22 protein-coding genes are annotated in these 26,481 nt (G+C 71.4%); 8 read left to right on the top strand and 14 right to left on the bottom strand.

The window, feature by feature from the left end; all coding sequences use genetic code 11:
- Nucleotides 1–14 precede the first annotated feature (14 nt).
- The 6 genes from cobA to N553_RS0110325 are packed head-to-tail and all read right to left on the bottom strand — an operon-like array spanning nucleotide 15 to nucleotide 6,060.
- Nucleotides 15–1,208 (bottom strand): uroporphyrinogen-III C-methyltransferase, encoded by a 1,194-nt coding sequence (cobA, locus tag N553_RS0110350; protein WP_028046449.1) that lies wholly within the window; start codon nucleotides 1,206–1,208, stop codon nucleotides 15–17.
- Nucleotides 1,205–2,650 carry a GTP-binding protein gene (locus N553_RS0110345; protein WP_081844507.1) on the bottom strand — a complete coding sequence of 482 codons (1,446 nt, stop codon included), beginning with the start codon at nucleotides 2,648–2,650 and terminating at the stop codon, nucleotides 1,205–1,207. Before N553_RS0110345 ends, cobA begins: the two co-directional genes overlap by 4 nt.
- Nucleotides 2,650–3,555 (bottom strand): sulfate adenylyltransferase subunit CysD, encoded by a 906-nt coding sequence (gene cysD, locus N553_RS0110340; protein ID WP_369796703.1) that lies wholly within the window; start codon nucleotides 3,553–3,555, stop codon nucleotides 2,650–2,652. Before cysD ends, N553_RS0110345 begins: the two co-directional genes overlap by 1 nt.
- Entirely contained in the window at nucleotides 3,552–4,250 is a 699-nt protein-coding gene (locus N553_RS0110335; RefSeq protein WP_028046446.1) for a phosphoadenylyl-sulfate reductase, read from the bottom strand. Before N553_RS0110335 ends, cysD begins: the two co-directional genes overlap by 4 nt.
- Nucleotides 4,247–4,405: a hypothetical protein gene (locus tag N553_RS25390; RefSeq protein WP_197030011.1), complete on the bottom strand. Its 159-nt coding sequence runs from the start codon at nucleotides 4,403–4,405 to the stop codon at nucleotides 4,247–4,249. Before N553_RS25390 ends, N553_RS0110335 begins: the two co-directional genes overlap by 4 nt.
- Nucleotides 4,402–6,060 carry a nitrite/sulfite reductase gene (locus N553_RS0110325; protein ID WP_028046445.1) on the bottom strand — a complete coding sequence of 553 codons (1,659 nt, stop codon included), beginning with the start codon at nucleotides 6,058–6,060 and terminating at the stop codon, nucleotides 4,402–4,404. The genes N553_RS25390 and N553_RS0110325 overlap by 4 nt, the downstream gene beginning before the upstream one ends.
- Nucleotides 6,061–6,406: 346 nt before the next feature.
- On the opposite strand from N553_RS0110325, the gene zapE reads away from it, so the two are divergent.
- The gene (gene zapE, locus N553_RS0110320; RefSeq protein ID WP_028046444.1) at nucleotides 6,407–7,435 is read left to right on the top strand and encodes a cell division protein ZapE; all 1,029 of its coding nucleotides are present in this window, start codon (nucleotides 6,407–6,409) and stop codon (nucleotides 7,433–7,435) included.
- 46 nt (nucleotides 7,436–7,481) lie between these two features.
- On the top strand, nucleotides 7,482–7,940 hold the full coding sequence (locus N553_RS0110315; RefSeq protein ID WP_028046443.1) for a GatB/YqeY domain-containing protein: 459 nt from the start codon (nucleotides 7,482–7,484) through the stop codon (nucleotides 7,938–7,940).
- A 45-nt stretch (nucleotides 7,941–7,985) separates the two neighbouring features.
- On the opposite strand, the gene treZ is transcribed toward N553_RS0110315, so the two are convergent.
- The 4 genes from treZ to N553_RS0110295 all read right to left on the bottom strand — a co-directional run bounded on the left by treZ (nucleotide 7,986) and on the right by N553_RS0110295 (nucleotide 15,711).
- Nucleotides 7,986–9,767: a malto-oligosyltrehalose trehalohydrolase gene (gene treZ, locus N553_RS0110310; RefSeq protein WP_028046442.1), complete on the bottom strand. Its 1,782-nt coding sequence runs from the start codon at nucleotides 9,765–9,767 to the stop codon at nucleotides 7,986–7,988.
- Complete coding sequence (treY, locus tag N553_RS0110305; protein WP_028046441.1) at nucleotides 9,767–12,277, bottom strand: malto-oligosyltrehalose synthase; 2,511 nt, start codon at nucleotides 12,275–12,277, stop codon at nucleotides 9,767–9,769. The genes treZ and treY overlap by 1 nt, the downstream gene beginning before the upstream one ends.
- On the bottom strand, nucleotides 12,274–14,520 hold the full coding sequence (gene glgX / locus N553_RS22205) for a glycogen debranching protein GlgX (protein WP_034621745.1): 2,247 nt from the start codon (nucleotides 14,518–14,520) through the stop codon (nucleotides 12,274–12,276). Before glgX ends, treY begins: the two co-directional genes overlap by 4 nt.
- 114 nt (nucleotides 14,521–14,634) lie before the next feature.
- Entirely contained in the window at nucleotides 14,635–15,711 is a 1,077-nt protein-coding gene (locus N553_RS0110295) for a glutamate--cysteine ligase (RefSeq protein WP_028046440.1), read from the bottom strand.
- A gap of 126 nt (nucleotides 15,712–15,837) precedes the next feature.
- On the opposite strand from N553_RS0110295, the gene galE reads away from it, so the two are divergent.
- Nucleotides 15,838–16,815 carry a UDP-glucose 4-epimerase GalE gene (gene galE, locus N553_RS0110290; RefSeq protein ID WP_028046439.1) on the top strand — a complete coding sequence of 326 codons (978 nt, stop codon included), beginning with the start codon at nucleotides 15,838–15,840 and terminating at the stop codon, nucleotides 16,813–16,815.
- Here galE and N553_RS0110285 read toward each other — a convergent pair.
- Nucleotides 16,812–17,645 (bottom strand): hypothetical protein, encoded by an 834-nt coding sequence (locus tag N553_RS0110285; RefSeq protein ID WP_028046438.1) that lies wholly within the window; start codon nucleotides 17,643–17,645, stop codon nucleotides 16,812–16,814. The two genes, galE and N553_RS0110285, sit on opposite strands and share 4 nt — an antisense overlap.
- Before the next feature lie 136 nt (nucleotides 17,646–17,781).
- Here N553_RS0110285 and N553_RS22200 point away from each other — a divergent pair, with 136 nt between their 5' ends.
- From N553_RS22200 to N553_RS0110260, 5 genes are all read left to right on the top strand, one after another.
- Complete coding sequence (locus N553_RS22200) at nucleotides 17,782–18,549, top strand: glycosyltransferase family 2 protein (RefSeq protein ID WP_231505238.1); 768 nt, start codon at nucleotides 17,782–17,784, stop codon at nucleotides 18,547–18,549.
- Nucleotides 18,546–19,388, top strand: coding sequence for a carbohydrate deacetylase (locus N553_RS22195; RefSeq protein WP_051640065.1), 843 nt, complete (start codon nucleotides 18,546–18,548; stop codon nucleotides 19,386–19,388). The genes N553_RS22200 and N553_RS22195 overlap by 4 nt, the downstream gene beginning before the upstream one ends.
- Nucleotides 19,385–20,050 carry a bifunctional 2-polyprenyl-6-hydroxyphenol methylase/3-demethylubiquinol 3-O-methyltransferase UbiG gene (locus N553_RS0110270; RefSeq protein WP_028046437.1) on the top strand — a complete coding sequence of 222 codons (666 nt, stop codon included), beginning with the start codon at nucleotides 19,385–19,387 and terminating at the stop codon, nucleotides 20,048–20,050. The genes N553_RS22195 and N553_RS0110270 overlap by 4 nt, the downstream gene beginning before the upstream one ends.
- Nucleotides 20,047–21,222 carry a hypothetical protein gene (locus N553_RS22190; protein WP_034621743.1) on the top strand — a complete coding sequence of 392 codons (1,176 nt, stop codon included), beginning with the start codon at nucleotides 20,047–20,049 and terminating at the stop codon, nucleotides 21,220–21,222. Before N553_RS0110270 ends, N553_RS22190 begins: the two co-directional genes overlap by 4 nt.
- 559 nt (nucleotides 21,223–21,781) lie before the next feature.
- Nucleotides 21,782–23,128, top strand: coding sequence for a DUF6421 family protein (locus N553_RS0110260; RefSeq protein WP_051640148.1), 1,347 nt, complete (start codon nucleotides 21,782–21,784; stop codon nucleotides 23,126–23,128).
- On the opposite strand, the gene N553_RS22185 is transcribed toward N553_RS0110260, so the two are convergent.
- The 3 genes from N553_RS22185 to N553_RS0110245 form a co-directional block, all read right to left on the bottom strand.
- Nucleotides 23,125–23,895 carry a potassium channel family protein gene (locus N553_RS22185; RefSeq protein ID WP_156043802.1) on the bottom strand — a complete coding sequence of 257 codons (771 nt, stop codon included), beginning with the start codon at nucleotides 23,893–23,895 and terminating at the stop codon, nucleotides 23,125–23,127. The genes N553_RS0110260 and N553_RS22185 overlap by 4 nt on opposite strands.
- A 42-nt stretch (nucleotides 23,896–23,937) precedes the next feature.
- The gene (locus tag N553_RS0110250) at nucleotides 23,938–24,729 is read right to left on the bottom strand and encodes a transglutaminase family protein (RefSeq protein WP_028046435.1); all 792 of its coding nucleotides are present in this window, start codon (nucleotides 24,727–24,729) and stop codon (nucleotides 23,938–23,940) included.
- Between the two features lie 72 nt (nucleotides 24,730–24,801).
- Nucleotides 24,802–26,274 carry an SDR family oxidoreductase gene (locus tag N553_RS0110245; protein WP_028046434.1) on the bottom strand — a complete coding sequence of 491 codons (1,473 nt, stop codon included), beginning with the start codon at nucleotides 26,272–26,274 and terminating at the stop codon, nucleotides 24,802–24,804.
- Between the last annotated feature and the right edge of the window lie 207 nt (nucleotides 26,275–26,481).

Below are 26,481 nucleotides of genomic sequence, written 5' to 3'. Positions count from 1 at the left end.
TCCCACGCTAGGGCTCAGGCCGGACCCAGCACGTCGGCCAGGGCTGCGACATCGCCGATGACGACGACCGCCGGGTTCCCGACGCCGCGCTCGCGAGCCAAGGACGCGATGTCGGCGAGCGTCCCGACGGTGGTGCGCTGCTCGGGCAGCGTCCCGCGCTCGACGATCGCGACCGGAGTACCCGGGTCCTTCCCGTGCGCGAGCAGCTCGCGCGTGTGGGAGCCCAGCTGGGCGACGCCCATGAGCAGCACCAGGGTGCCCTCCAGACGGGCCAGCGTGGCCCAGTCGGGCGTGGTGTCGTGCGCGGACAGGATGGTGAACTGACGGGCCAGGCCGCGGTGGGTCACGGGGATCCCTGCGGCAGCCGGGACGGCGAGCGCGCTGGTCACGCCCGGGACCACCTCGACGGGCACGCCCGCAGCGATGCACGCCATGACCTCCTCGCCGCCTCGACCCAGGACGAACGGGTCACCGCCCTTGAGCCGCACGACGCGGTGGCCAGCCTGCGCGCGGTCGACCAGCACCGCGTTGATCTCGGTCTGCGTGAGGGTGTGGGCGTGCGGCGACTTGCCCGCCTCGATCACCTCGACCGACGGGTCCAGCTCGTCCAGGAGCGCGCGGGGCGCGAGCCGGTCGACCACGACGACGTCCGCCTCAGCGAGTGCCCGTCGCCCGCGCGTCGTGATCAGCCCGGGGTCGCCGGGGCCGCCGCCGACGAGCACGACGCTGCCGGTCCCGGGACGGTGCCGACGCAGGGGCAGGCCGCCCGTGTCGAGCAGGAGGGCGATCGCGTTGCGCAGCGCGGTCGCGCGGCGAGGGTCACCGCCTGCGCCGATCGCCACGGTCACGTCGCCCGAGCGCGCGACCGCGGGCGTCCACGCGCTCGAGGCCGTGGCGTCGTCGGCGCGGACGCACCACAGCCGCGCGGCCTCGGCGTCCGCGGCGACCGCGTCGTCGACCTGGCGGTCCCCGGTCGCCGTGTGCACGAGCCACGCGTCGTCCAGATCCGTCGTCAGGTACTCCCTCTGCCGCCACGTGACCTGGTCGAGCAGCTCGACCAGGTCCTCGCAGATCGCAGGCGCGACCACGACCACCGCGGCACCGTCCTCGACCAGCCGGGCGGTCCGACGAGCAGCCACCGGCCCGCCGCCGACCACGACGACGCGGCGACCGGCGAGGTCGAGCAGGAGCGGGTGGCAACCGGTCATATGCCTGCGCCCGCCAGCCAGTCGGCGCTGTCGCCGTCGTCTGCCGACGACTGCGGCGTCAGGCGGTCCAGCAACGTCTCACCGATCATGCCCGCGGCCAGCGTGGTGCCGTCGGCGGGGTCGACCAGCAGGAAGCCGCCGGTGCGGCGGTGCGTCGCGTACCGGTCGAGCATGACCGGCTCCGCGAGACGGATCTTGACGCGACCGATCGCGTTCAGCGACAGGGCGCGCGGCGGGATGTCCGACGAGGTGTCGGTTGCGTCGACCGCGTAGAGCGTGTCGATCCCGTCCCACGCCTCGACGGTGAGCGTGTCGACGTCGAGCCGGGCGTTCACCTCACGCAGCAGGGCCCGCACCGTGCGGGTACCGATCCGGACGAGCAGGCGGGCGCCCAGCACGCTGCGCTTCTCCGCCAGCCAGCAGACCGTCCCCTCGAGGTCGGAGCCGACCGTGACGGACGAGCCCGTCGGTACGAGGACGTCACCGCGCGCCACGTCCACGTCGTCTGCGAGCCGCAGCGTCACGGACTGCGGGGCGTGCGCCTCCTGGAGCGGCCCGTCGAACGTGTCGATGCCGACCACGACGCTCGTCTTGCCCGACGGAAGGACGGTGACCTCGTCGCCCACCGAGACGACGCCCGACGCGACCCGGCCCGCGTACCCGCGGTAGTCGGGGTGCTCCGGCGTGCGAGGGCGGATGACGACCTGCACGGGGAAGCGGAACGCCTCGAGCTGGGCGTCCCGACCGACCTCGACACCCTCCAGGTGCTCGAGGAGCGTGGGGCCGTCGTACCAGGGCGTCCGTGTCGAACGGTCGACCACGTTGTCTCCCGCGAGCGCGGACAGCGGCACGGCCACGACGTCGGAGATGCCGAGCCCGGCCGCGTAGGTGGTGAACTCCTCGGCGATCGCCCGGAACGTGGGCTCGTCGAAGTCGACAAGGTCCATCTTGTTCACCGCGAGGACCACGTGCGGCACGCCGAGCAGGGCCGTGATCGTCGCGTGCCGACGCGTCTGCTCGAGCACACCCTTGCGGGCGTCCACGAGCACGATCGCAAGCTCCGCGGTCGACGCTCCCGTGACCATGTTGCGCGTGTACTGAACGTGCCCCGGGGTGTCGGCAAGCACGAACGCACGGGTCGCCGTGGAGAAGTACCGGTAGGCGACGTCGATCGTGATGCCCTGCTCACGCTCGGCGCGCAGGCCGTCGGTGAGCAGTGCGAGGTCCACCTGCCCGCCGCCACGTGCGGCGGTTGCGGCCTCCACCGCACTGAGCTGGTCCGCGAGCACCGACTTCGTGTCGTACAGCAGGCGGCCGATGAGGGTGCTCTTGCCGTCGTCGACGGATCCGGCCGTGGCCAGACGCAGGAGGTCGCGCGTCGCGTGCTCGGGCAGATCGTCGGTCACTGGCTGCGTCTCCTCGACGAGATCGGTCGGGCCCATCAGAAGTAGCCCTCACGCTTGCGGTCTTCCATGGCTGCCTCGGAGGCACGGTCGTCGGCACGGGTGGCGCCACGCTCGGTGAGCCGGCTCGCGGCGACCTCGGCGATGACCTCGGGGACGGTGGCCGCGGACGACTCGACGGCGCCCGTGCAGCTCATGTCGCCGACGGTGCGGTAGCGCACGGTCCTGGTCTCGAGCGTCTCGGACGGCTTGGGGCCGCCCCACTCGCCCGGGGCGATCCACATGCCGTCGCGCAGGAAGACCTCGCGCTCGTGCGTGTAGTAGATCGACGGAAGCTCGATGCCCTCGCGCTCGATGTAGCGCCAGACGTCCAGCTCGGTCCAGTTGGACAGCGGGAAGACGCGCACGTGCTCGCCGACCTTGTGGCGGCCGTTGTAGAGGTCCCACAGCTCCGGGCGCTGCCGGCGCGGGTCCCACTGGCCGAACTCGTCGCGCAGGGAGAACACGCGCTCCTTGGCGCGGGCCTTCTCCTCGTCGCGACGGCCGCCGCCGAACACTGCGTCGAACTTGTTCGCGATGATGCCGTCGAGCAGGGGGACGGTCTGCAGGGCGTTGCGCGAGCCGTCGGGACGCTCGGCCACGCGCCCGTCGTCGATGGCGTCCTGCACGCTGGCGACCACGAGCCGCAGCCCGTACTGCTCGACCACGCGGTCGCGGTACTCGATGACCTCGGGGAAGTTGTGCCCGGTGTCGACGTGCATCAGCGTGAAGGGGACGGCCGACGGCCAGAACGCCTTGCGTGCCAGGTGCAGCATCACGATCGAGTCCTTGCCGCCGCTGAACAGCAGCACCGGACGCTCGAACTCGCCGGCGACCTCGCGCATGATGTGGATGCCCTCGGACTCCAGGGCGTCCAGCTGGGTCAGTGTCACTGTGGTGCTCACGTGTGCAACCCGCATTCGATCTTGCCCGTGCCGGACCAGCGGCCGGCACGTGCGTCCTCACCGGGCGCCACCGCACGCGTGCACGGGGCGCAGCCGATCGATGTGTACCCGGCCTGGCGCAACGGGTTGAGCACGACGTTGTTGTCCGCCACGTAGGCGTCGACGTCGGCCTGCGTCCAGGCGGCCAGGGGGTTGAGCTTGACCTTGTCGCGCTTGGCGTCCCACCCGACGACGGTGATGTCGGTGCGGGTCGGGGCGTCCTCGCGGCGCATCCCGGTGACCCATGCCGTGTACGGCGCGAGCCCACGCTCGAGCGGCTCGACCTTGCGCAGCGCGCAGCACAGGTTGGGGTCACGGTCGTGCAGCTTCTCGCCGTGCTCGGCGTCCTGCTCCGCCACGGTTCGCACCGGAAGGATCGTGAGCAGCTTGATGTCCGTGAACTCGGCGTAGTAGTCGCGCGTGCCGATGGTCTCGGCGAAGTGGTACCCGGTGTCCAGGAAGATCACGTTGACGCCCGGCGCGGCCTTGGCGGCCATGTGCACGAGGATCTCGTCGCCCATCGACGACGCGACGACCAGGTCGTCACCGAACGTGCGCGCGGCCCAGGCGATGATCTCCTCGGGGTGGGCGCCCTCGAGGTCGCGGCCTGCCTGCTCGGCGAGCTCGCGCAGGGTTGCGGTGTCCAGGGTGCTCATGCGCGGCTCACCAGCCCCACGAACTTGAGCGCGAACGCGCGCGTGCACGAGCGGCACTCCCACTGGCCGTGGGTCTCGCCGGCGGGCCAGAGGTCCTCGCTGGCGCAGAACGGGCAGTAGTACGGAACCGCTCGCTCGCCGGATGTTCCGCTCATCGCAGGTCCTCCTCGTCGGCTCGCTGCACCCACTGGGCGAACAGCTCGCCCTCGGTGCGCTGCTCGTCGAACCTCTTCGCGACACGCTCGACGTAGTCGGGCAGCTCCTCAGCGGGAACGCGCAGGCCACGCAGGGTCTTCCCGAGCCCGCTCGTCATGCCCAGACCGCCGCCCAGGTGGACCTGGTAGCCGTCCTCGCCGCCCGCGAGAGCACCCTTGAGCCCGATGTCGGCCGTCTGGATGCGGGCGCACGAGTTCGGGCAGCCGTTGAGGTTGATCGTGATCGGCTGGTCGAAGGTGGGCAGCCGGTTCTCCAGCTCGCCGATCAGGTGCGTGGCACGCGCCTTGGTCTCGACGATGGCCAGCTTGCAGAACTCGATGCCGGTGCACGCCATGGTGCCTCGACGGAACATCGACGCGTGTCGGACCGGGAGCCCGAGCGCGTCGAGGGCGTCGACGAGCGGGTCCACCTTCGCCGGGGCGACGTCCAGCACGATGATCTTCTGCTCGACGGTCAGCCGGACGCGGTCCGACCCTGCGGTCTCGACGAGGTCCGCCAGGTTGCGCAGCAGCTCGCCGGAGATGCGGCCGACGGTCGGCGCGACGCCGATGTAGAAGTTGCCGTCGTTCTGCGGGTGCACGCCGACGTGGTCCCGGTTGCCGGTGGGTGGCGGCGGGGGCTCCGGACCGTCCTCGAGAGCGAACCCGAGGTACTCGCCCTCCAGCACCTGGCGGAAGACCTCGGGGCCCCAGTCGGCCACGAGGAACTTCAGGCGTGCACGGGTGCGCAGGCGCCGGTACCCGTAGTCGCGGAAGATGCTGACGACGCCGACCCACACGTCGGGGATCTGCTCGAGGGTGACGAACGCACCGAGGCGGACGCCGAGCTTCGGGTTGGTGGACAGTCCTCCGCCGACCCACAGGTCGAAGCCCGGCCCGAGCTCGGGGTGCACCACGCCGACGAACGCGACGTCGTTGATCTCGTGCGCCACGTCGTGGTGCGGCGAGCCGCTGATGGCGGTCTTGAACTTGCGCGGCAGGTTGGAGAACCGCGGGTCGCCGATGTAGTTGTCGACGATCGCGCGGACCGCGGGGGTGCCGTCGATGATCTCGTCGGCGGCGACGCCGGCGACCGGCGACCCGAGGACGACGCGCGGGCAGTCGCCGCAGGCCTCCTGGGTGCTCAGCCCGACGGCCTCGAGCCGCCGCCAGATCTCGGGGACGTCCTCGATCCGGATCCAGTGCAGCTGGATGTTCTGCCGGTCCGTGACGTCCGCGGTCCCGCGGCCGAACTCGACCGAGATGTCGGCGATCGTGCGCAGCTGCAGCAGGCTCAGGGCGCCGCCGTCGCAACGGACGCGGAGCATGAAGTACTCGTCGTCCAGCTCGTGCGGCTCGAGTGTGGCCGTCTTGCCGCCGTCGATGCCGGGCTTGCGCTGCGTGTAGAGCCCCCACCAGCGCATCCGTCCGCGCAGGTCCTCGGGCGCGATGCTCGCGAAGCCCTCACGGGAGTAGACGTCCTCGATCCGCTGTCGGACGTTCAGGGCGTCGTCCTGCTGCTTGAACAGCTCGTTGCCGTTCAGGGGTTCCTTCTGGTCGAACGCCCACTGGCCCTCGGGACGAGCCGCGGGTGGGGCGATCCTGGTCTGCGCCATAGGGCGCTACCTCCGGTTGAACATGGCCGTACGGCTGCACCCAGCGCTCGGGGGAGCGGCGATCGGACGCAGACCGCGCGCCCGAGGGGGACGTGGGCGGGGTCAGTTGCTCCGCGGACAGCAGCAGCGCATGCTCAGGGCCGCGGCGGCGCAGGTGCACCGACAGGCGAGCGTCCCGGACATGTTCACCCCCCGAGGATGACTGACGGTGGGCCCGCGCGGGAGGGCCGTTCCGACATCTGAGATGCTGCTACCGGCATATGGACATGCGCACGGGTCCGCGCTAAAAGCCGTCTGATCCAGTCGGAATTAGCCTCTCGGGCGATCCCGCGTAGGCTCCGTCCTCGTGCCCGTGCCTGACTCCCGAGAAGTCGACGCGTCGCCCGCCTCGCTGGCCGACCGGCGGCCACACGTCCCGACAGAACGGCTGCTCGCCGAGCTGGTCCCGCCGCGGCACTTCGCCGACGAGTCGTTCAACACCTACCGCCCGGACGCTGCGCACCCGTCGCAGCGTGCCGCGGTCGAGCGGCTCTCGCAGGTTGCCGGGCAGATCACCGGCCGCCGCGGCACGTGGTGGCGCAAGAAGGCGGCACCCCCCGCGGTCTACCTGGACGGTGGGTTCGGCGTCGGCAAGACCCACCTGCTCACCTCGCTCGCCCGCGCGGTGGGGGACGCCGCCTACGGGACCTTCGTCGAGTACACGAACCTCGTCGGCGCCCTCGGGTTCCTGCCCACGGTCGACGCCCTGGCAGCCCGCCGCCTCGTGTGCATCGACGAGTTCGAGCTCGACGACCCCGGTGACACGGTGCTCATGTCACGTCTCCTGCGTGAGCTCGCCGACCGCGGCGTCGCGCTCGCCGCCACGTCGAACACGTTGCCGGACGCCCTGGGCGAGGGCCGGTTCGCCGCCGACGACTTCATGCGTGAGATCCAGGCCCTGTCTGCGCGGTTCGAGGTGCTGCGCGTCGACGGGGACGACTACCGGCACCGCTCCCTGGTCACCGATGCCTCCGGCCTGCGTGACTCCGACGTCCGAGCGGCCGTCGCGGAGCGTCCGGATGCCACCCTCGACGACTTCGGCACCCTGCTCGCGCACCTCGGGACCGTCCACCCGTCCCGGTACGGCGCGCTCCTCGACGGCGTCGGCCTCGTCGGGCTGACGGCCGTGGGACCCGTGCCGACGCAGGACGTCGCCCTACGCCTGGTCGTGCTCGTCGACCGGCTGTACGACCGGGACGTGCCCGTCCTGCTCGGCGGCTCGGGGGAGCGCAACCTGTTCTCCGCGGACATGCTCGCCGGGGGCTACCGCAAGAAGTATTACCGGGCGCTGTCGCGCCTCGGGTCCCTCGCGGCGGACGGTGCTGCGCTCCTGTAGGCGCGATGTCTCTGCACGAGGCGGCACTTGCGGGCACGATGGCGGCATGAGCTCCGAGACCCTCGACCGACTGACCGCCGACCTGACCACCGCCATGAAGGCCAGGGACACCGACCGCACCAGCATCCTGCGCCAGGTCATCGGTGCCGTCCGCGCCGAGGAGAAGGCCGGTCCCGCCGTCAAGGAGCTCTCCGAGGACGACGTGCTCAAGGTGCTGGCTCGGGAGGTCAAGAAGCGCCGGGAGAGCGCGCAGATCTACACCGACGCGGGCGCCACCGAGCGTGCCGACGTCGAGACCCGCGAGGCCGTCGCCGTCGAGAGCTACCTGCCCGCGCAGCTGTCCGACGACGAGCTGGCGACCCTCGTCCAGGACGTGATCGCATCGGTGGGGGCGACGAGCATCCGCGACATGGGAGGCGTCATGAAGGAGGCCACGGCTCGCGTGGGCACCGCTGCCGATGGCAAGAAGCTCTCAGCGCTGGTGCGCTCGGCGCTCGCCGGGTGATCGAGAGCGGTCGCGTTCGGCAGGGTGTGTCGCGGTCGGTAGGTCTCAGCCCGGGAGCGCCAGCACGGCCACCGACTGCGGCGCCATGAGCACGCGCGCAGCGCCGTCGGTCGTGTGCTCGACCGACGCGGTGTCCCACGAGGCGACGAGGGCGAGCGGCCGGTCGGTTCGCACAGGGACTGCCACCTCCTCGCCGGAGAGGTTGATGACGACGCGGGCATTTCCGCGATGCACGACCATCCAGCCGTCCCACGGGGCCGACTGCGCCTCCTCGGAGGCGCCGCCGGAGACGAGATCCGTTGCTCGCAGGTCACCGGTAGCGAGGTCGGGGACGGACCGGCGCAGCGCGATCAGGGTCCTGTACCAGTCCTGCAGCCGGGCGTGCTCGGTCAGGTCGAGCTCGTCCCGGGTCACGACCGACGCCTCGAACGTCGAGAGCGCCTGAGGGTCGGGGACCTCGATCTCGCGCCCGTAGAGGGCTTCCCAGCCATGCCCCCCGAACTCGCGGCGTCGACCTTCCCGGACCGCCGCCGCCAGCTCCGGCTCCGGGTGGTCGGTGAAGAACTGCCACGGTGTGCGCGAGCCCCACTCCTCGCCCATGAACAGCATCGGCGTGAACGGTGACAGCAGGATCAGGGCCGCCTCGGCGGCCAGGGCGCCCGGGGCGAGCCGGGCTGACGGGCGGTCACCGAGGGCTCGGTTGCCCACCTGGTCGTGCGTCGAGGCCGCTACGACGAACCGGTGACCGTCGGTCGACGAAGGCACCGGTCTGCCCCAGTTCCGGCCGCGGAACGTCGAGAAGGTGCCGTCGTGCACGAACACCCCGGTCATCGCCTTGCGCAGCACCTCGGGGGTGCCGAAGTCGACGTAGTAGCCGTGCCGCTCCCCGGTGACCAGGGCGTGCACGGCGTGGTGGACGTCGTCGGCCCACTGCGCGGTCATGCCCCAACCCCCCGACGCGGTCGGGGTCACGGAGACGACGTCGTTGAGGTCCGTCTCAGCCACCAGCGACAGGGGCCGGCCCAGGGTCTGTGACAGTGCAGCGACCTCGTCGGACAGCTCGGACAGCACGTGCACGGGGGAGTCGTCGATCAGGGCGTGCACCGCGTCCAGGCGCAGGGCGTCCATGCGGAAGTCACGGAACCACTGGAGGGCGCTGTCGATCACCCACCGCCGTACCTCGGGTTCTGCGAGGTTGACCGCGGCGCCCCACGGCGTCTCGTGCTCGTCGGTGAAGTACGGCCCGAACTCCGCGAGGTAGTTGCCGGACGGGCCGAGGTGGTTGTAGACGACGTCCAGGCAGACGCCCAGACCGCGGAAGTGCGCGGCGTCGACGAACCGCTGGAGCGCCGCCGGACCGCCGTAGGGATCGTGCACGGCGTAGGCAGCGACGCCGTCGTAGCCCCAGCCGCGGACACCGTTGAACGGGGCGACCGGCATGACCTCGACCAGGTCGACGCCGAGCGACACCAGGTCGTCGAGGTGCTCGACCGCGGCATCCAGCGTGCCCTCGGACGTGAAGGTGCCGATATGCAGCTCGTAGGTCACGCGCCCGCGCACGTCCACCCCCGGCCATCCCGCGTCGGTCCAGTTGAACTCCGCCGTGTCGAAGGCCCGGCTCGGACCGTGGACACCCTGCGGCTGCCAGCGGGACCGCGGGTCGGGGCGCGGGTCACCCGCGTCGACGGCGAACGCGTAGTCGGTCCCGTCCTCCAGGTCGAGGTCGGTGCCCCACCAGCCGCCCGTGCCGGACGTCATCGGGATGCGGGCTGAACCGAGCACCAGGTCCACCCGCTGAGCCGACGGCGCCCAGGCACGAGGGCGCATCAGACCGCGGCCCGCACGAGCAGAGCGACGGGCAACCGGTCCAGGACGTCGGCGACGTCGACCACGCCACCGCTCACCGGACGCTCGGTCAGCACGTCGAACCAGTCCGCGCCCGGCAGTGCGACGGTGTGGTCGGCCCAGCCACCGAGCCTGTCGACGGCCGCCGCCAGGCGTGTCGCGACCACGGCGACCTGCGGCTCGCCGTCGACGGTCCGGGCGTAGGTCAGCGAGTGGCCCGAGGAGTGAGCCAGGGGCAGGAACCCGGCCGACGGCCCGACGAAGGCCTCCGGCAGGTCGTTCCGCAGACGCAGCGCCCGGGAGGTCACGAGCAGCTTCTCGTCGGCAAGGTCGCGCGGACCGGCGCCGTCGTCGAGCCGGACCAGCCGCGCGGCCAGCGGTGCGACATCCACGAACCGGCGGTTGTCGGGGTCCACGAGGACGGGGTCGGGGACCTCGGTGCCCTGGTAGACGTCGGCGACGCCGGGCAGCGTGAGCTGGACCAGCTTGGTGCCGAGGGTCGCGGCCCGCACGGCCGGACGAGTCCGGATCTCCCACTCGCTGAACAGCGCGATCACCTGCGGGTCGACGAGCGCCTGGCGCGCCGCCCCCAGCACCGCCTGCTCGTACGGATCGTCGGGCGCGATCCACGTGGTGCGTGACTTGGCCTCGCGCACCGCCTTGGTCAGGTACTGCACCAGACGGTCCTCGCTGATCGGGCCGCGCTCCGTCCAGGTGCCCGCGAGCGTCTGCCACAGGAGGTACTCGGTCCGGCCGTCGAGCAGCGCGCTGCGGTACGGCGCGGTGGCCGCCCTGAGCCGGTCGACGAGCAATGACCACTCCCGGGGCAGCTCGCTGAGCACCCCGAGCCTCGACCGGGTGTCCTCACCGCGCTTGGTGTCGTGCGTGGACAGCGTCGTCATGCCGAGCGGAGACGACACCTGCATCCGGGACGCCCAGGCCGACAGGTCGGTGGGTGTGAGGGCGAACTGCTCGGGCGCCCCACCCACCTCGCACAGGCTCACGAGCTGCGTCCAACGGTAGAACGCGGTGTCCTCCACGCCCTTGGCCATGACCGCGCCGCAGGTCTGCTGGAAGCGGACGATGAGCTCTTCACGCCGTGGGGTGCGTGTCTGTCCCGCGCTGCCCACCTCACGCCCGAGGAGCAGGTCGACGACGACGTCCATGGTGGCGGCTCGCTCGGGTGGCAGCCTTCGGCGGGCGTGCTCAGCGGCCGTCTGGAGGACGTCGAGCGACTCAGGGTGCACGGGCTCGCCTGGGACCACGTAGGCCCGGTAGCGGTCGAACGCCACGACGAGCTCGGTGAGGCAGTCCTCGACCGCGCGCCAGGTGTGGTCGCGCAGGCGGAGGTCGTCGTGGCAGATCCCTGCGGCCAGCGAGGTCAGGCGGTTCACCTCGGCATACAGCGGTCCGTCCACGATCTCGCGTTTGGCGTCCTCGGCGATCCCGGGGAAGGCGTCCGAGGTGTCGCCCGTGATGCGGTGCATGACGGCATCCAGCACGGCTGCACCGCCGGGGTCCACGAACGTCTGCTGGATCCTCCAGAGGGCCTCGTAGCCCGTGGTGCCTGCGGTGTCCCAGTCGGCCGGCAGGGTCTCGTCACCCTCGAGGATCTTCTCGACGACCACCCACGCCCCGCCCGACGCGTCGCGCAACCGCGCGAGGTAGCCCGCCGGGTCCGCCAGGCCGTCGGGATGGTCGATCCGGAGGCCGTCGATCACGCCGTCGGCGAGCAGCTCCAGGACGAGCCGGTGCGTCGCGTCGAACACGTCGGGGTGCTCGACCCGGACGGCCAGCAGGGTGCCGACGTCGAAGAACCGCCGGTAGTTGAGCTCCTCGTCCGCCACCCGCCAGTACGCGAGGCGGTAGTGCTGGCGCTCGACCAGCTCGGCGAGGGAGAGGTTCTCGGTGCCCGGCCGGACGGGGAACACGTGGTCGTAGTAGCGAAGGACCGTCCGCAGGCCCTCGCCGGGAACCTCGACCTCGGCGAGCTGGAGCTCGTCGCGGCCGAGGACGGCGCCGATCCGGTCACCCAGCACGGGCATGAGCACGGCCCCGTCGCCTGCCGACCAGTCGACGTCGAACCACTCGGCGTACGGGGAGTCGGAGCCCTCCGAGAGGACGGACCACAGCGCGCGGTTGTGCCAGACGGGCGTCGGTACGGCCATGTGGTTGGGCACGATGTCGAGGACCAGCCCGAGCCCCGCGGCGTGGGCGACCGTGGCCAGGTGGTCCAGGGCGGGTCGCCCACCGAGCGCGGGCTCGATCTCGTCGTGGGCGACCACGTCGTACCCGTGGGTCGATCCGGGCGCGGCCCGCAGGATGGGCGAGAGGTAGACATGGGTCACTCCGAGCGACGCCAGGTAGGGCACCCGGTCGGCCACGTCGTGCAGGGTCAGGTCTGGGCCGAGCTGCACGCGGTAGGTCGACACCGGCACCGGGCGACCTGCCGCGGGTAGCCGGCGGGTGGGCGTGGGTCGGGTCTCGGTCATGCGCTGGGGCGTGGCCTGGTCGTGCGGCGCTTGGGCTTGTCCTCATCCGGCGTGGGCGGTCGCTTCGCCACCCTGGCCGCCTCGCGCGACGCTGTGGCGGCCGCACCGATGCCGGACGACGTGGCCGCCGGGGTCATCGGGGCGCGGGTGAGCACCACGACCGACTTCTGCGCCAGTGTCAGGTCCTGCTTCGGCTCGACGGTCGTGCCGGCCTCGACCTGCGTGTCGGTGTCGAGCACCGCGGTCCAGCTCGTGCCGTACTCGGCGCCGGGAAGCGCGAACGTCACCGCGTCGGGCTGCCCGTTGAACAGCACCAGGAAGCTGTCGTCGATGATCTCCTGCCCCCGCAGGTCCGGCTCGACGATCGCGTCGCCGTTGAGGAACACCATCACGGCACGCGCGTGGTCCGCGGCCCACGCCTCGTCCTGCATGTGCTGACCGTCCGGGGACAGCCAGGCGATGTCGAGCAGCTCGGACTCGCCGCCGCGCTCCGGCAGGCCGGCGAAGAAGCGGCGACGTCGGAACACGGGATGGTCCTGACGCAGGCGCACGACGCGTCGCGTGAACTCCAGCAGGGCGTTCTGGTCGTCGTCCAGGTCCCAGTCGATCCACGAGATCGGGCCGTCCTGGCAGTAGACGTTGTTGTTGCCCTGCTGCGAGCGGCCGAGCTCGTCACCGTGGGCGAGCATCGGGATGCCCTGGGACAGCAGCAGCGTGACCAGGAAGTTCCGTCGCTGCCGCGCCCGCAGCGCGAGCACGTCCTTCTTCTTCGTCGGGCCCTCGACCCCGCAGTTCCAGGACCGGTTGTGGCTCTCGCCGTCGTTGTTGTCCTCGCCGTTCGCCTCGTTGTGCTTCTCGTTGTAGGAGACGAGGTCGTTCAGGGTGAAGCCGTCGTGGGCGGTGACGAAGTTGACGCTCGCGATCGGGCGCCGGCCCGTGTGCTCGTACAGGTCCGACGAGCCGGACAGCCGGCTGGCGAACTCCCCGAGGGTCGACGGCTCACCGCGCCAGAAGTCCCGCACCGTGTCCCGGTACTTGCCGTTCCACTCCGACCACAACGGCGGGAAGCCTCCCACCTGGTAGCCGCCCTCCCCGATGTCCCACGGCTCGGCGATGAGCTTCACCTGCGACACCACGGGATCCTGGTGCACCAGGTCGAAGAAGGCTGAGAGGCGGTCGACCTCGTGGAACTGCCGGGCCAGGGTGGCCGCCAGGTCGAACCGGAAGCCGTCGACATGCATCTCGGTGACCCAGTACCGCAGCGAGTCCATGATCAGCTGCAGCACGTGCGGCGACCGCATGAGCAGCGAGTTCCCGGTGCCGGTCGTGTCGAAGTAGTGGGCCGGGTCGTCGTCGACGAGCCGGTAGTAGTTGGCGTTGTCGAGGCCGCGGAAGCTCAGCGTCGGACCGAGGTGGTTGCCCTCCGCGGTGTGGTTGTAGACGACGTCGAGGATCACCTCGATGTCGGCCTGGTGCAGGGCCTTGACCATCGCCTTGAACTCCTGCACCTGCTGCCCGGCCTGCGGGAACGCCGAGTAGCCGTTGTGCGGCGCGAAGAAGCCGATCGTGTTGTAGCCCCAGTAGTTGGACAGACCCTTCTCGACGAGCGAGGGGTCGTTGACGAACTGGTGCACCGGCATGAGCTCGACTGCGGTCACGCCGAGGGACGTCAGGTGCTCGATCACGGCGGGGTGCGCGAGGCCCGAGTAGGTGCCGCGCAGCTCCTCCGGTACCGCTGGGTGCTGCATGGTCAGCCCGCGCACGTGCGTCTCGTAGATCACGGACTCGTGGTACTCGTGCTGGGGCGGGCGGTCGTTCCCCCAGTCGAAGTAGGGGCTGATCACGACCGAGGTCATCGTGTGCGCGGCGGAGTCGTCGTCGTTGGGCTCGTCCGGTGCGTCGAACTGGTACGAGTACAGCGACGGGTCGCCGTCGATCTGCCCGTCGATCGCCTTGGCGTACGGGTCGAGCAGGAGCTTGTTCGGGTTGCACCTGGCCCCGTTGGCGGGGTCGTTCGGTCCGTGCACACGGAAGCCGTAGCGCTGACCGGGGGAGATCGCCGGCAGGTACCCGTGCCAGACGAACGCGTCGACCTCCGTGAGGTCTCCGCGCGTCTCGGTGCCGTCTGGTGCGATCAGGCACAGCTCGACCCGTTCGGCGACCTCGGAGAACAGCGCGAAGTTCGTCCCGGTCCCGTCGTACGTGGCGCCCAGGGGGTAGGGGCGTCCCGGCCACATCTGCATGCGCTCCACAGTGCCAGCCCGTCGCGGATCTGGCTCGCGGTGCACAGCGGGTGCGCGGGTGGACTTCGCCACACCCGCCGAAGTTGCGGGCGTGCCGCCGATCTGGTTGGGGGCCTAGAGGTGGGTCCGGTCGACCGCGCGACGGACGACCTCGTCGTCGTCGGCTCCCTCGGCCCGCCAACCCAGCTGCTGGATCGCACCGTTGCCGCGCCGGAGCAGCGTGTTGACCTGCTGCTCCACGAAGTCGAGGTCGCCGTTCGCGACGAGCGCGGGCCGCACGTGCTCGACGAGGGTCCCGACCGCGTCCGCCGCCGGGACGGGGTTCCCGGACAGCGGGTCGACCAGGTCGCCCGTCAGGCCGGAGCGCGCGGCTCGCCAGCCGGCCGCGCGCAGCAGCTCGGTCCGTGGTGGGTCGACCGGCGAGGTCGTCGTGTCCGCGAGTGCGCGCACCAGCGCCGCCTGCAGCGCTGCGTCTCCCACGTCCAGGCACACGTCCGCGACCCGGACCTCGACCGTCGGGTAGCGCGACGAGAGCCGGGCGTCGAAGTAGACCATCCCCTCGTCCAGGATCGTGCCCGAGCGGAGCAGGTCCTTGATCAGGCGCCGGTAGCCTTCCGCGTCACCGAACTCGGCCGTGGGACCGGCCGTGGGCCAGCGACCCCAGACCTGTGACCGGTAGCTCGCGTACCCGGTGTGCCCTCCTTGCCAGGACGGGCTGTTCCCGGAGAGCGCGAGGAGGATCGCGGTCCAGGAGCGCAGGCGGTCGAGGATCTGGACGCCCTCGTCGTCGTCGGCCACCTCGACGTGCACGTGGCACCCGCAGGTGAGCTGGTCGCGGGCGATCTGGCCGAACTCGGCCCGGATCGCGTGCGCACGCCGGTCGGGGAGCACCGTCGACTCGACGACCTGCGGGGCGGTAGCGAGGGCAGCGACCCGTGCGCCCGCACGTCGAGCGAGCGCGTCGGTCCGCGAGCGACCGGCACGGATCTGCTCGACGAGCTCCGCGAGGTCGGTGCACGGGTGGGTCGACGTCTCGATCTGCTCCTGCTTGAACTCCTTCTCGACGTCCCCGCCGGGAAGCGCATCGGACGGCTCGTCGGCCGCGTGGCGCAGGACCGCGGTGGCGACGGCGTACGGCCGCCCGCCGGGGGTGACCAGCAGAAACTCCTCCTCGACACCCACGGTTCGCATCGGATCAGTGTGGGGGAGTCGCTGTCGACGCGCGCGCCGACGGTGCCCCCTGCGGCCGCCGAGGTGCGCGTCACCAGGTCGGACGTCCGGTCTGGTGGCACGTCCCGCGCGCGCTAGTCTGCGGGCGTGGCGGTGCTCGTGACAGGGGGAGCCGGCTACATCGGGTCGCACGTCGTGCGCACGTTGCAGTCGGCTGGGCATGAGGTCGTCATCGTCGACGACCTGAGCACGGGCGACGCCAGACGCGTCCCGGGTGTTCCGCTGGTGCCTCTCGATCTCGCGGAGGCGGCGAGCCGGGAACCGCTCGCGCAGGCCATGCATGAGCATGGCGTCACCTCAGTGATCCACCTCGCGGCGCGCAAGCAGGTTGGCGAGTCCGTCGAGCGACCGCTGTGGTACTGCGGTCAGAACGTCGGCGGCCTCGCGCACGTGCTGGGCGCCATGGAGCGCGCGTCCGTCGGATCGATCGTCTACTCGTCGTCCGCAGCCGTCTACGGCAGCGTGTCGGAGGACCTCGTGGCGGAGGACGCGGCACTCGAGCCGCTGAGCCCCTACGGACGGACCAAGCTGGCCGGCGAGTGGCTCTTGCGCGACGCGGCGCGCGCCCACGGCGTGCGCGGCGTGGCGCTGCGCTACTTCAACGTGGCGGGGGCCGGAGCTCCGGAGCTCGGTGACACCGTGGTGGCGAACCTGGTGACGATCGTGCTGGACCGGATCACCCGCGGCCTGCGGCCGCAGGTCTACGGAACGGACTACCCGACGGACGACGGCAGCTGCATCCGCGACTACGTGCACGTGGTGGATCTCGCCGAGGCCCACGTGGCGACGCTCGACCACCTCGCGGCCGGTGGGCCGGTCGGGGAGGCCCTCAACGTGGGGCGCGGCACGGGCGTGTCCGTGCTCGAGGTGCTCGCCGTGCTGGGCGAGGTCTGCGGGCTCGACACCACACCGGAGGTCGTGGCTCGACGGGTGGGCGACCCCGCGCGCGTGGTAGCGGCTGTGGATCGGATCGCGCAGGACGTTCGATGGAGTGCACGGGCCGACCTCCGCGCGATCCTCGAGAGCGCCTGGGCGGCGTGGCAGTCAGGTCCTCCGGCGATCTAGCGGTCACCCTCCGACGCCCCGAAGCGCGCGACGACCAGGGCACCCGCCAGGACCAGCGCGAAGCCGGCGGCCGCTGCACCACCCGTGCCTTCCGCGGTGCGGTCGCCTGCGAAGAGCAACCCCAGCGCGGCACCCGTGACGGTCTCCGTGCCGACCATCAGGGCGGTCACCGGGACGACCGGCGCCCTGCGCAGGGCAATCGCCGAGGCGGCGAGCCCGAGGGCACCGCACGCGCCTGCGCACCAGATGACCGGGTTGGTCACCAGGTCCACGGGTGTCCAGCTGGTCGCGGTGCGTGCGCCGAGCGCGAGGACGCCGAAGGACAGACCTGCCAGGACCGCGAGGACGAGCCCGCGCACCGGCGTCGGTGGGCCGAGGGCGACGAGTGCTGTCGTGGCGAGCACGGCGATCGTGAGTGCCAGGACCCACCAGAGCGTGCTGGTCGACACCGGCACGGCCGGGCGAGGGTCCACCGACGACGCGAGCAGGACCAGTCCGACGGCGAGGCCGCTGAGCCCCAGCCAGTCCGTCCATCGCAGACGCGCGCCCAGCACGAGCACCGACAGGATGGCGGCGACCGCGAGGCTCGACGCGCGCCCGGCCTGCACCACGAAGAGAGGCAGGGTCTGCAGCGCGAGGAAGGACAGGATGAACCCGCTCGCGACGAGCACGAGCGCCGCGAGGTAGGTCCTGTTCCGGGCGAGACCTCCGACGAGGGCGACGTCCAGCCTCGAGTCGACGGGCATGCGTCGCATTGCGAGCGCCTGGACGACGATCGCGCCCCCGGAGCACAGTGCCGCCCCGGCGACGCACAGCAGAGCCAGACCCACTACATCTCCCCGTGTCGAGTGCCGTTCGGCGTGGACGACGCATCGAGCCCGGCCCGGAAACCCTATGCTCCACGCGGACGAACTCGAGTCCAGAGTCTGCGTGCGGCCGGCGCGCACTTCCCGGCGGGGGCCCCTTTTGACCAGCATCGCAAAGCCGTTCGAGAAGCTGTCGATCTTCTTTCCCATGTGGAACGAGGAGCAGTACATCGAGCGTGCCGTCAACGCCGCCCGCACCGTGTGCGAGGGGCTGGTGGCGGACGACCGCGTTCTCGACTACGAGATCATCGTGGTCGACGACGCCTCGACCGACTCGACCGGCGCGCTGGCCGACGCGATCGCGCAAGGGGACCCGCACGTCAAGGTCGTGCACCACGCTCGCAACCGCAAGCTCGGCGGTTCGATCAAGAGCGGGTTCGCGGCGGCCACCGGTGACGTCGTCCTCTACACGGACGCGGACCTGCCCTTCGAGATGGAGGAGCTCGTTCGCGCGCTGCGCGTGCTGTGCATGTACGAGGTCGACGTGGTCAGCGCGTACCGGCTCGACAGGACCGGGGAGGGGCCACGCCGGGCTGTCTACTCGTTCCTCTACAACTGGTTGGTCCAGATCATGTTCCGCACCCGGCTCAGGGATATCAACTTCGCGTTCAAGCTCTGCCGACGACGCGTCCTGGACCACGTGACGCTCAAGAGCGAGAGCTCGTTCATCGACGCCGAGCTCGTCATCCGCGCACAGCGCTCGGGCTTCCAGATCCTGCAGATCGGCGTCGACTACTTCCCGCGGACGCGAGGCGTGTCGACGCTCTCCTCGCCGGGGGTCATCAAGGCGATGCTGGTCGAGCTCGTCCACCTGCGCCGTGAGCTGCGGGACGTGGTGCCGGTCGCGGGCGCCGGGCACCAGCCGTGAGCCGACTTCTGGTGGTGACCGCCGACGACCTCGGTCTGACCCGTGGGGTCAACGACGCGGTGCGGCAGGCCCACGAGTCCGGGATCGTGACGGCGACGTCGCTCCTCGCCGTCGGTGCGGCGTTCGAGGACGCGGCACGTGTCGTCCGCGAGCTTCCGCACCTGGAGCTCGGCGCGCACCTGGCACTCGTCGGCGAGGACCCGCCGCTGCTGACGGCCCGGGAGGTGCCGAGCCTCGTCGACTCGCGCGGTGCGTTCCCGCTCAGCTACCGGACGGTCGTTCGGCGCGGCCTCGCCGGCCGCATCGACCCCGACGACGTCCGCCGCGAGCTCGGCGCGCAGCTCGAGCGCGTACTGGACGTGGGGGTCCCGGTGACCCACGTGGACACCCACCAGCACACGCACCTGTGGCCGACCGTCGGTGCGGTGGTCACCGAGCTCGCCACCGCGCACGACATCGCGTCGGTCCGGCTGCCTGCGAGCCATGCGCACAGCGTCACGGGGCTCGGGGTGCGCACCCTCGCACGCCGGACCCGGACGCAGATCCGGCGTGCCGGCCGGTCGGCGACGGCCGACTACGCAGGCCTCGACGAGGCGGGAGGCCTGGACGCCGCTCGGTTCGCTCGCACGATCCAGCAGCGTGCGCAGGCCGGCGCCCCGTCGTTGGAGATCAACTGCCACCCGGGTTCGGCGAACGACCCCGACCTCCGGCGGTTCGCGTGGGGGTACCGGTGGGCCGAGGAGCTGGCGATGCTCGTCGACCCGGCAGCGCGCCGTGCCGTGGACCTCGCCGGCTACCGGCTCGGTGGCTTCCGAGAGCTGGTAGGTGAGGCAGCGTGACCGACGCCCGCCGACCTGACGGGCCCGGCCGACGAGCGCTCGCGCTCTACCGGGACGCACCGGCCGCGGTGCGCGCGCACGTGACGATCCGCTGGTGGAGCGCGCCGTTCCGGCGGGTGGTCGACGTCCTGCCGCAGACCGGCCGAATCCTCGAGATCGGCTGTGGCCACGGGTTGTTCAGCGCGTACGCCGCGCTGGACGCGCCGGGCCGGGACGTGCTCGGCGTCGACATCGATGCCGACAAGATCGGCGCCGCGACGGCCGCCGCCCGGGAGCTCGACCGCCTGCAGTTCCGGGTCGCACCGGACGGCGCGGTGCCTGAGGGCCCCTGGGACGCCATCGTGTTCGTCGACGTCCTGTACCTGCTGCCCGCCGACGAGCAGCGTCGGCTGCTGACCGAGGCCGTCACGCACCTCGCCCCCGGAGGATGTGTGGTGGTCAAGGAGATGGGTACGCACCCTCGGTGGAAGGTCCGGTGGAACACGGTCCAGGAGACGCTCTCGGTCAAGGTGCTGCGCATCACCGAGGGGTCGGACTTCGACTTCGTGGACCCGCGCACCATGGGGGGCTGGCTCGTCGGGCTCGGTCTGCGCGTCCGCGTCAGGCGACTGGACAAGGGTCGGGTCCACCCGCACCACCTGCTCGTCGCACGGTCGTCGTGAGCGCGCTCTGGGCGAGGGTGGTCGCCGGCTACCTGGCCGTGGCGGCGCTTCTCACCGCGGTCGTCGCGTTCGCGGGGCGCTGGCGGCACGCACCCGACGTGAACCCGGTCCTGCAGGGGCCGTCGTGGCTGGACGGCTGGTTCCACTACGACGCCGGCTGGTACCTGCGGATCGCGGGTCAGGGGTACTTCTACACGCCCGGGGAGCAGTCGTCCGTCGCGTTCTTCCCGGTATACCCGCTGGGGATCCGCGGGCTGGGCAACCTGCTGGGGGACGACCAGCTCGCGGGGTGGCTCATCACGGTCGCGGCCGGTCTGGGCGTCGCCGTCCTCTTCGCCTGGTGGGTCTCGCAGCGGCTCCCGCAGCGGTCGGCGTCGTTCGCGGTGCTGGCGCTCCTGGTGTACCCGTACGCGTTCTTCCTGTACGGCGCCGTGTACGCCGACGCGCTGTTCGTCCTCTGCAGCATCGGCGCGTTCCTGCTGCTCGAGCGTCGCTGGTACCTCGCGGCGGGGCTCGTTGGCGCTCTGGCTACGGCTGGGCGTCCCGTCGGGATCGCTGTCGCGGTCGGTCTGGTGGTCCGCGCCCTCGAGCTGTTGGCGACGGACCGCGCCGGCACCCCGGGCCGCCCGGCGCCCCTGCGCGAGGTGGTCCGTTCGGTGCGCGACGTCCGACTGCGGCACACCGGCGTCCTCGTCTGCGTCGTCGGGCTCGGCCTGTGGTGCTGGTACCTCTGGAGCCGGTTCGGGGACCCGCTGGCCTTCGTGCACGTCGAGAGTGCGCCCGGCTGGGACCAGGGAGTCGGCCCGCACACGTGGTTCAAGCTCGCGTACGTCGAGACGTTCACCTCCGGCCACTGGCAGACCGGCCTGCTCCTGACCGTGCAGGCGGTCGCGTGCGTCGTCGCGGTCCTGCTCCTGCCGCGGGTGTGGAGGCTGTTCGGCTGGGGGTACCTCGCGTTCGCGGCGGTCGTGCTCGCCATCCCGATCGTGGGCACGGACGACTTCATGGGCACGGGACGCTACGTCCTGGCCGCGTTTCCCGTGGTGGCCGCCGCTGGTGACTTGCTCGCCCAGCTGCGTCGACCGTGGCTGCGATGGGTCCTGGTCGTGGGCTCCGCCGGTCTCCTGGTCGCGCTGACTCTGCTGTTCGGGGCGTCGTACGAGGTCTCCTGACGCCTCGGGCGAGGCGTTGACCGCACAGCCGCCAGACCGTACCGTGCGGTAACGCTGCCGTCCGGATAGTGAGATACGCGCCATGAGCCTCTTTCCCACCCTGCACGCAACCGGCGACCTCCCGCCGGCACACCGGTCCCATCTGGAGAGCCACGGGATCGCGCTGGTCGGCGCGGACGACCACCCCGACGTCGTGCTCGTCGTTCCCGGCAGCGACCCCGTGCCGACGGCGGCAGGAACGGTCGTCATCGCGACCGGCGACGACGGACCCACGACCGTCGCGCTCCTCGCGGCGCATGGCATGGCGGGTCGGACGACGCACGCCGTGGGCGCCCTCGCCCTCGCGGACGTCGGCGGCCCTGATCTCCTCGCCTGGACGGACCAGCTGACGGTCCCTGTGCGCGCGTCCCTCGATGTCGATGCCCCGGCCGCGGCGCTGCTGCGGGTCGGCGAACGCGGTCCGGTCGTCGCGGCGGGCGCACGCCCAGACGGCGGCTCGGCGGTGCTGGTGCTCGGAGTCGACCCTCTCGTCGGCTCACCTGAGCTGCTCCTGAACTCCGTGTGCTGGGCCGCGCCTCGGACGGCTGCGGGAGCGGCCACCCGGCACCCGCTCGTCGACGACCCGGCCTGGCAACGACTGAAGGCTGACGTCTCCGAGCTGCAGCGCCTGCAGGCGAAGGACGGGTCGATCGCCGACGTGGCGCTGCACGACCGGGCCCGCGAGCTCGTCGCCGCGATCGATGTGTCCGTGATGGCGCTGGCCCTTGCTCTCCCGCACGACGAGGAGTACCTCACGGCTGTCGGCAAGGACATCCAGCGGTGGGCCGACGGCGGGTTCGAGGTACCGGACTTCCTCGACTCGCTGGTCGCGTTCCGTCCCGAGACGCAGCGCGTCGACGGGCTGGTCCACCTGGTCGTGTTCCCGATGTACACGCAGAACGGCAGCACGGACCGGCGGGTCGAGGCGGTCCTGCTGCGCGTGCGCTGGCCCGACCTCGTGGCGGAGCTCGAGTCGACGCAGTTCAGCAACGCCCTCTTCGTGCCGGTCACGTTCCTGGACTTCACACCGGGGTACGACACCAACTCCGCGGTGCTCTTCCCGGAGACGGTGGCGGTGCGCGAGGTGCCAGCGTTCACGTGGGGAGCGATCTTCGCCGACCGCGAGGCTGCGCGGTTCCGTCGCGTGGTGCGCACGGCGTCCGACACCACGCGGCTGGCGCTCCCGCCCGACGCCGAACGGCTGCTCGACGACCAGCACCTCGCCGAGGAGACGTTCGTCCTGTGGGACCTGATCCACGACCGCACGCACATGCGCGGCGACCTGCCGTTCGACCCGTTCATGATCAAGCAGCGGATGCCGTTCTTCCTCTACTCGCTCGAGGAGCTGCGCTGCGACCTGACCGCCTTCCGTGCCGCGGTGAGGCTCGAAGCGGACGGTGTGCCGCACGCACGCCTCGTGCAGTACGCGATCGTGTTCGACCGCATCTTCCGCTTCCCGGTCACGGGCACCCGCGTGCGCAACTACGACGGGCTGGGTGGTCAGCTGCTCTTCGCCTGGCTGCACCAGCACCACGTCCTGCACTGGACGGACTCGCGGCTGACCATCGACTGGCCCGAGGTCCCCGAGGCCGTGATCGCGCTCGCCGAGCAGATCGAGCAGCTCTACTGGCGCTCGATCGACCGGCCGAAGACCGCGCACTGGCTCGCCGCGTACGAGCTCGTCTCAGGGACGCTCGCGCCGCACCCCGCATCCGCCTGGGCGGTGCGCGACCTGCCGTTGGACGGACCGCCCAAGGGTCTGACGGACGCTGTGCTCGACGACGAGTTCCCGCTGTCGATGTTCTACGAGGCGATGTCCCGCAAGATCGGGGACGTCGTCGCGTCGACCTCGGGGATCACGGCTTAGTCGGTCGACGCGTCCGGAGCCCGCCCGACGGCGGGGTCGTGCGTGGCGCCGAGCCTCGATCGGCGGGGCGTGACCGTGTACGAGGCCACCAGGCGCGCCACCAGCGTCGCCAGGAAGATCTGTCCGACGAGCGCCTCGAACGTGGCCATGTTCCGGCCGGGGAACTGCGCCGCCGTGAAGTCGCCGTAGCCCAGGGTGGTCAGGGTCGTGTACGAGAAGTACTGCAACGCGCGTTGGCTGACTTCCTGGCCACCCGCGAAGAACGGGTCCGGGCCGAGCCAGGCGAGCACGCCGAACACGGCGGTGAAGATCATGCCGATGAGCAGGTACGCGCTCAGCGCACCGAAGATCGACTGCAACGTGATGGCCGAGCGGCGCAGGATCCGGTCGAGGATCACGATCAGTGCGACGAGGAGGATGGACGCGACCGCTGCGTTGAGAACGCCGTAGGCGTCCTTGCGGGGCAGCACGGCGAACGCCACGACGCTGACCACGGCCGCCGCGGCGGGGATGGCACGGACGATGATCCGTGCACGGCCCTCGACGCGTGACGAACGGATGGCCACGAACAGCGCGGCGACGTAGAGGACCGCCACGATGACGAGGACCCACTGCTCGCGACCCAGCGCGGAGAGCACGTACGCCGTGACCAGGAGGGTCAGGACGAGCGCGAACCGGTCCGGCTCGTTGCGCCGAGCGGCCCACCTCGGCCCGGTGTGCACGGCATCGCCGGCGGGATCTTCGGGGGAGGAGTCCTCGGCGCTCACGCTTCGGAGGCTAGCAGCGAGCGGGGTGCCGCTCCGTGAGGTTCAGCCGATGACGACGAGGTCGCGGACGTCGTCGTCCGGCAGCTCGGCCGCGACGGCAGTGACCTCGACCTCGAGCAGGTTGGCGACACCGTGGTGGACGTTCAGGAACGCCGTGTCCGAGGCGTCGCGGCCGGTCGCGATCCGCACGAGCGTGGACCGCGGTGCGAGCGTCGTCGCGTCCACCACGTACCACTGCCCGTCCAGGTAGGCCTCGGCGACGGCGTGGAAGTCCATCGGCTGGAGCCCGGGCGCGTAGACGGAGACGAGCCGCGCGGGGACGTCCAGCGCGCGCAGCAGGGCGACGACGAGATGTGCGTAGTCGCGGCAGACCCCCTGGCGGGCGAGCAGGGTGCGGACGGCGCCGTCGGTGGGCAGGCTTGACCCCGGCACGTAGTCGAGCCGCGATCCGACCCAGGAGCTGACCCCTGCGAGCAGGTCGTAGCCCTCCAGGCCGGCGAACTCGGCGCGCGCGGTCGGACCCAGGGAGTCGGACTCGCAGTAGCGGCTCGGCCGCAGGTAGCGCAGCAGGTCGGAGTCCTCGGTCGGTGCCGGCTCAGCGCGCCCGTCGACGGTCGCGGTGTAGTCGAGGAGCAGCCTGCCGACGTCGGCCTCGAGCACGTGCAGGCGCGTCCCGTGGTGGTCGAGGACCTCGCGCGGCTGGACGAACGACCCGTCGATGGAGACGGTCAGCGCCTCGGTCGCTGCGAGCTGCGTGGAGGTGGCCACCTCGAACGCGAGCGTCGCGGGCGACGTGACGTCGAGGACCAGGTGAGCGCTCATCTCACGGTGCATGCGCCGATCGTGGCAACTCAGCGAGCGGGGCGCCTCCCGGCAGACCTCACGAGCGGCTCGATGTGACCGGTCTCACCATGCCGAGCGGACGTAGTCCTTCAGGAAGCAGCCGTACAGGTCCTCGCCGGACTCGCCCCGGACGATCGGGTCGTACACGCGGGCGGCGCCGTCGACGAGGTCGAGGGGGGCATGGAAGCCCTCCTCCGCCAAGCGGATCTTGGTCGGGTGCGGGCGCTCGTCGGTGATCCACCCGGTGTCCACGCTCGTCATGAGGATGCCGTCCAGCGCGAGCTCGTTGGCGCTCGTACGCGTCAGCATGTTGAGCGCGGCCTTCGCCATGTTGGTGTGCGGGTGCCCGGGGCCCTTGTACCCGCGCGAGAAGACACCTTCCATCGCGGACACGTTCACCACGTACGAGCGACCGGCCGGCCGGCGCATGACGTGCCGCAACCGGCTGACCAGGATGAAGGGCGCCGTCTGGTTGCACAGCTGGACCTCGAGCAGCTCCATGGGGTCCACCTGGTCGACGGTGTGCACCCAGCTGTTCGACTCGGCCGTGTCCGGCACGAGGCCGCCCGCGTCGATGGCCGTGCCGGCCACGAGGCGGGTCAGGGACGCGGCCTCCGCGGTCAGTGCGAGCTCTGCGACACCGGCACCGGCACCGGGTGCGATGCTGGTCAGCTCCGTGACCGAGCCGGCCAGGGCGTGCGGATGGGCGCTGCTGGTGCGTCCGAAGGTCGTGATCGGCGGGAGCGGACGGTCCGGCAGCGGCTCCAGCTCGGCATCGGCCAGGTGCGAGTACGCACCGGGCGACCGGCGCACGGTCTGCGCGGCGTTGTTGATGAGGATGTCGAGCGGACCCTGCGACGCGACCTCGTCGGCGAGCGCGACGACCTGTGCCGGGTCGCGCAGGTCGATCCCGACGATGCTCAGCCGGTCGAGCCAGTCGGCGCTGTCCGGCATCGCGGCGAAGCGGCGTGCGGCGTCGCGCGGGAAGCGCGTGGTGATCGTGGTGGTCGCACCGTCACGCAGCAGGCGCAGGGCGATGTACATGCCGATCTTGGCGCGGCCACCGGTGAGCAGTGCGCGCTTGCCGGTCAGATCGGTGCGGGCGTCCCGCTTCGCGTGGTTGAGCAGCGCGCACGCGGGGCACAGCTGGTGGTAGAACGCGTCGACGTCGACGTACGGCTCCTTGCAGATGTAGCACGGCCGCGCCTTCAGGAGCGTGCCGGCGGTCGCGCCCTGTGCGGCCGAGACGAGCGGGATGCCGTTCGTCTCGTCGTCGATCCGGCCGGGGCTGCCGGTGGCGGTCGCCGCGATGACGGCGCGGTCTGCCGAGCTGATGGCCTCGCGCTTCTCGGCCCGCCGTTGCTTCTTCGCGGCCTTGAACAGCGCAGACGTGGCGCGTCGAGCCAGCGCCAGGTGCGGGTGGTCGGACGGAAGCGCGCTGATCAGCTCGGCGACTCGCAGGAAGGTCTGGAGGTCTGCTGCGTCGACCGAGTCTGGGCTGGTGTCGGCCGTGGGCGCGTTGGTCAAGGTCGTCATCGTGCGTGTCCTAGCGGGTCGTCGAGTCGTGGCCGACGAGCAGAGGTGAGCACGAGAGCCGGGCGCGGGGAGTGCCCAGTCTACCGGCAGGCCCGTGCGGCTCTCCGGCGCCGACGACGAGCACCGACGGGGTGGTCACGGCGCCGCGGAACGGGCGTCGTCCGACCGCCGCCAATCGGTACAGACCGGGACAGATGTACATGTCCG

Origin of the sequence: Cellulomonas sp. URHE0023 (assembly GCF_000688475.1) — a bacterium.
Taxonomy (GTDB): Bacteria; Actinomycetota; Actinomycetes; order Actinomycetales; family Cellulomonadaceae; genus Cellulomonas.
The sequence above is the reverse complement of the archived record's forward strand: the minus strand, read 5'-3'. Positions and strand labels throughout refer to the sequence as shown.